The sequence below is a fragment of the uncultured Corynebacterium sp. genome (assembly GCF_902782855.1).
Lineage (GTDB): Bacteria > Actinomycetota > Actinomycetes > Mycobacteriales > Mycobacteriaceae > Corynebacterium.
In genome coordinates this window covers 1-4,430 of the sequence record NZ_CACZOO010000281.1, presented here as the reverse complement: position 1 = coordinate 4,430, position 4,430 = coordinate 1, and the positions used below count along the sequence as shown (strand labels likewise).

General features: G+C 68.1%; 3 protein-coding genes. 2 read left to right on the top strand and 1 reads right to left on the bottom strand.

The window, feature by feature from the left end:
- Window positions 1-916: AAA family ATPase (locus QZV72_RS11510; protein ID WP_297008619.1), on the bottom strand; the 916-nt coding region annotated here is incomplete at its 3' end.
- Between the two features lie 34 nt (window positions 917-950).
- Between QZV72_RS11510 and QZV72_RS11505 the strand changes: the two genes are divergently transcribed.
- Window positions 951-2,555, top strand: a complete 1,605-nt coding sequence (locus QZV72_RS11505) for a hypothetical protein (protein WP_297008617.1) — start codon at window positions 951-953, stop codon at window positions 2,553-2,555.
- A gap of 121 nt (window positions 2,556-2,676) precedes the next feature.
- Window positions 2,677-4,430: SNF2-related protein (locus QZV72_RS11500; RefSeq protein WP_297008615.1), on the top strand; the 1,754-nt coding region annotated here is incomplete at its 3' end.

Sequence of the window (4,430 nt, the reverse complement as noted above, 5' to 3'; positions counted from 1 at the left end):
CCTCCGACTCTGTCGGCGGGAAGAAGGCGTTCGCCAGGGCCAGTGACTGGGAGATCGCCACGGTCTCCGCGGTGGACATCACCGTCGACGGCCGTTCCACCGCCCACCCCTCACCGGTGACACCGCGACGCAGGTCCCGCATGACGGTGACCAGGGCGTCCACCAGCGGGGTGTCCACCTCGGCGGGCACGCCGGCGGCGACGAGTGCCTCCGCGGTCTGCCGGGTGACCAGCGCGATCTCCCGATCCCGGTCGGCGATCGGTTCAACCTCCTCGAAGCTGAAGCGTCGTTTCAGTGCCGCGGACATCTCCGAGACGCCCTTGTCCCGCAGGTTCGCCGTGCCGATGACGCAGAACCCGGGCGCGGCCTCCACCGAGAACGCCCCGAGCTCCGGCACCGCGAGGCGGCGCTCGGACAGCAGTGGGACGATGGCGTCCTGGATCTCCGGCAGGCAGCGGGTGATCTCCTCGACGCGCACGACCCGGCCGGTGCGCATCGCGGTCATCACCGGGGACGGGACCAGCGCGTCCTCGCTCGGTCCGGACGCCAGCAGCATGCCGTAGTTCCACCCGTAACGCAGCTGGTCCTCGGTGGTGCCCGCGCTGCCCTGCACGGTCAGCTCACTGGTGCCGCACACCGCGGCGGCGAGCAGTTCGGAGAGCATCGACTTCGCCGTGCCCGGTTCACCGACGAGCAGCAGGCCACGGGCTCCGGCGAGGGTGACGACGCAGCGTTCGACCAGCGCCCGGTCCCCGACGAACTTCGGGTCTTCTCCGCCGCAGACGAACTCGACGACGGCGCGCGGGGTGAGCCGCCAACCGGGAGGGCGTGGCCCCTCGACGGCGGCGAGGGCCGCCAGTTCGTCGGCGTGGCGGACTTCGGCGGTGGGACGCTGGGCTTGCGTTGCGGGCTGCACGGTGTCCGATTGTAGGTGGGTACCGTGGGTGCCCATGAGCGTTGATCCTGTGCCGGCCGCTGGGCTGTCTCCTGGGCTGTCTCCTGGGCTGGCTGCCGAGCGTCTTGCCGCGCTGCCCGGGCGACTGCGGAGGAGGGCGGAGACACTGGAGGTCGGCGATCCGGTCGACGGGCCGGCCGGACCGGCGGTCACAGTCGGTGCCGAGACCGTGACCCTGGCCGATCTGACCTGCACCTGCCTGCTCTCGCCGCGGTGCGCCCATGTCGGGGCGGTGTGTCTGACGGTGACCTCGGACGGATCGGACGGATCGGACGGTTCGGACAGGCCGGACACGTCGGACACCGGCCGTCCGGTGGAGCCGGCGTCCTCCCCGGCGTCGGCGACGCGGGAGGTGGTGCTCGACCGGGACGCGGTGGAACTCGTCGACGTGGTCACCGACGGTCTCGCCGAGGTGCTGCGGTACGGGCTCACCGATCTGCCGCTGCACCACGCGGTCGCCCTGGAGGCGAGCCTGCAACGGGTGCGGGTCGCCCGGCTGCACCGGTTGGAGCGGGCACTGACCGGCGTGGTGGCTGCGGCGACTGACCTGCGGGAGGGGCGTCCGGTCAACCGTGCGTCCGTGACCGACTCGGTCACCGGCGTTCTGCTCACCTGCCACCTGCTGCGACGGGGCGACGCGGACGCGGTGGGGACCGCCCGGCGCGTCTACGGTGATCTCGGGTCGGCGACACTGGTCCCGGTCGGTGCGGAACCCGTGGTCACCGCGTCCGGGTTCGCCGGCGCGTCGGTGATCCTCGCCGGTCAGGTGCCGGAGGCGGGGTCACGCTACACCCTGGGAAGGACTCCGCCGGGGGACCGCGCCGACGTCCCCCGGATCTGGCACGGGCCGGCGGGGATCGGTGATGTGCGTGCGTCCCTGTCAGAGCTGGCGCGGCACAAGGTGCTGGTGTCCGGGGCGACGGTCTCCGCCGACGGTCGGCTCGGTTCGGGGAAGGCGGTGCGCGCCGCGCTCGGTGCGCCGTTGACCGTCGACGATGTCCGGGAGGCGGTGTCCGGTCCGTCGGAGACGGTACCCACTGTGCTCACCGTGCCCACTGTGCCCACCGGGCTCACCGGAACTGTTCTCTCGGTGTCCAGGAAAGGCGTGGAACTTGACTGTGACGGTATGGCAGGGTCGGCGCGCTTCTCCCGGGCGGCGCGGGCCTGCGGGGTCGACGGACTGGTCACGAAGCTGCAGGGTGCTCAGGAGAGCGCCACCCCGGTGACCGTCGTCACCTCGTCGGGGGAGGCGGTGGCGGTCTGGTTCGGCGATGAGGTCATCTACCCGGGACTCGACCGGGTGAAAGGTCAGGGGGTCCCTGACGGGGCCCCGGTGGCGGACGACGCCCCGGTCGCGCCATTGGCGGTCCCCGCCGGCCCGACTCCGGCCGGGCGGATCACCGAGTGGCTGGAACTGCTGGTCTTCGGCGGGCGACGCGTCCTCGACAGTGCGACACGGCAGCGGGACGCCGCCTGGTGTGAGCGCAACGGCGCCCCGCTGGCCGGGGAACTGCTGCGCGGGCTGACCGCGGAATCTGTCACGGACAGCTCCACCGGCCCGGCCTCAGTACTTCCGTTGGTGGTGTACGGGACAGGGTGACGTGGGTACACGTGGTGAACCTCTGCTGGGGGAGGTACTTACCGTCTCGTAACCTCCCGGTAGAGTCACACGCATGTGAGTCCTGGCTGAGGCAGGGTTCAGTACAGAGGAGATCAACACGATGACACCCGACGCTTCGCATCTCAGCGACTACCAGGCGAAGTACTACGCCTATGAGCTGCAGCGGAGCTACGCCAACGACCACGTCGGCAAGTTGGCTGGTCTGCTGTTCGATGCGCAGGTCGAGCCGAAGCCGCACCAGATCGACGCTGCGCTGTTCGCCCTGCAGACCCCGTTCCTTCCCGGCGTGATCCTGGCGGACGAGGTTGGACTGGGGAAGACCATCGAGGCCGGCATTGTCATCTCCCAGTACTGGTCGGAGCGTCGTCGACGGATTCTCATCGTCGCACCGTCGAGCCTGCGGCAACAGTGGAAGCAGGAACTCTACGAGAAGTTCCTCATCCCCGCGAGCATCCTTGACTCGAAGACTAAGGACACCCTGCTGGCGCAGGTGGATGGTCGGGGAGCCGAGGTCCTGATCTGTTCCTACGAGTTTGCGACCCGACACGAGAACGACTTGCTGAAGTCCTGGGACCTCGTGGTCGCTGATGAGGCACACCGACTGCGTAACTTCTGGACCGGGAAGACGAAGTCCCCGGCGGCGATCGCCCACATCATCCGGAATGCGCACAAGACGGTGCTGCTGACGGCGACCCCGCTCCAGAACAAACTGGAGGAACTCTACGGTCTGGTCTCGGTCTTTGACCCGGGTTACTTCCACTCCCTGGATGCCTTCCGGGAACGCTACGTGAAGAACCGGGACCTCATCGGCGATGATGACCTGGTGGACCGCGTGGCACTGATCGCCAAGCGGACCCTGCGCAAGGACGCCGACAAGTACATCCACTTCACCAAGCGTCTGCCGCTGACCGTGGAGTTCACCCCGTCTACGGACGAGATCCGGCTCTACGACCTGGTGAACGACTATCTGCAGCGTGATGAGCTGTTCGCCTTCGCCGGCAGCCAGCGGCACCTGTCTGCCCTGATCATCCGTAAGCGTCTCGGCTCATCGACCTATGCGGTGGCGAGCACCCTGGAGAACATCGCCAACCGTCTCGCCGACGAGGTTGCGGCGGGTAAGTACCGGGATGGTCGGGGTGGCCTGGTCGAGTCGGACTTCATGGCGGGCGACGAGGTCACCGGGGAGATCCTGGAGGACGCTGAGCGACTGGACGGAGCAGGCAACCGGTCCCGCAGGACGCGGACGGCGTCTGATGCGGGACTTGCCCCGAAGACCGTGGCCGCGATGAAGGACGAGGTCCGGGAACTCCGTGACTACGCGGCCCTGGCCCGGTCCATCACGGTGAACCAGAAGGCTGTGAAGCTGGGAGAGGCCCTGGACCGGGGCTTCGCCAAGCTCCGGGACCTGGGCGCGGCGGAGAAGGCGATCATCTTCACCGATTCCACGAAGACACAGTCCTACATCGCCCGTACCCTGACCGAGATGGGCAGGGGTGAGGGGCTGGTCCTGTTCAACGGTTCCAACAACGCCCCGGAGCAGACCGAGATCTACCGGGCCTGGCTCGCCGAGAACGAGGGCAGTGACCTGGTCACGGGTATCGCCACTGCTGACCGACGGAAGGCCCTGGTCGACTACTTCCGGGATCACGGCACGATCATGATCGCCACGGAAGCTGCAGCCGAGGGTATCAACCTCCAGTTCTGTTCGATGCTCATCAACTATGACCTGCCGTGGAACCCGCAGAGGGTGGAGCAGCGGATCGGCCGGGTGCACCGCTTCGGCCAGAAGCACAACGTTGTGGTCGTCAACTTCTCAAACAAGGGAAACATCGCCGAGGAGCGAATACTGGAGCT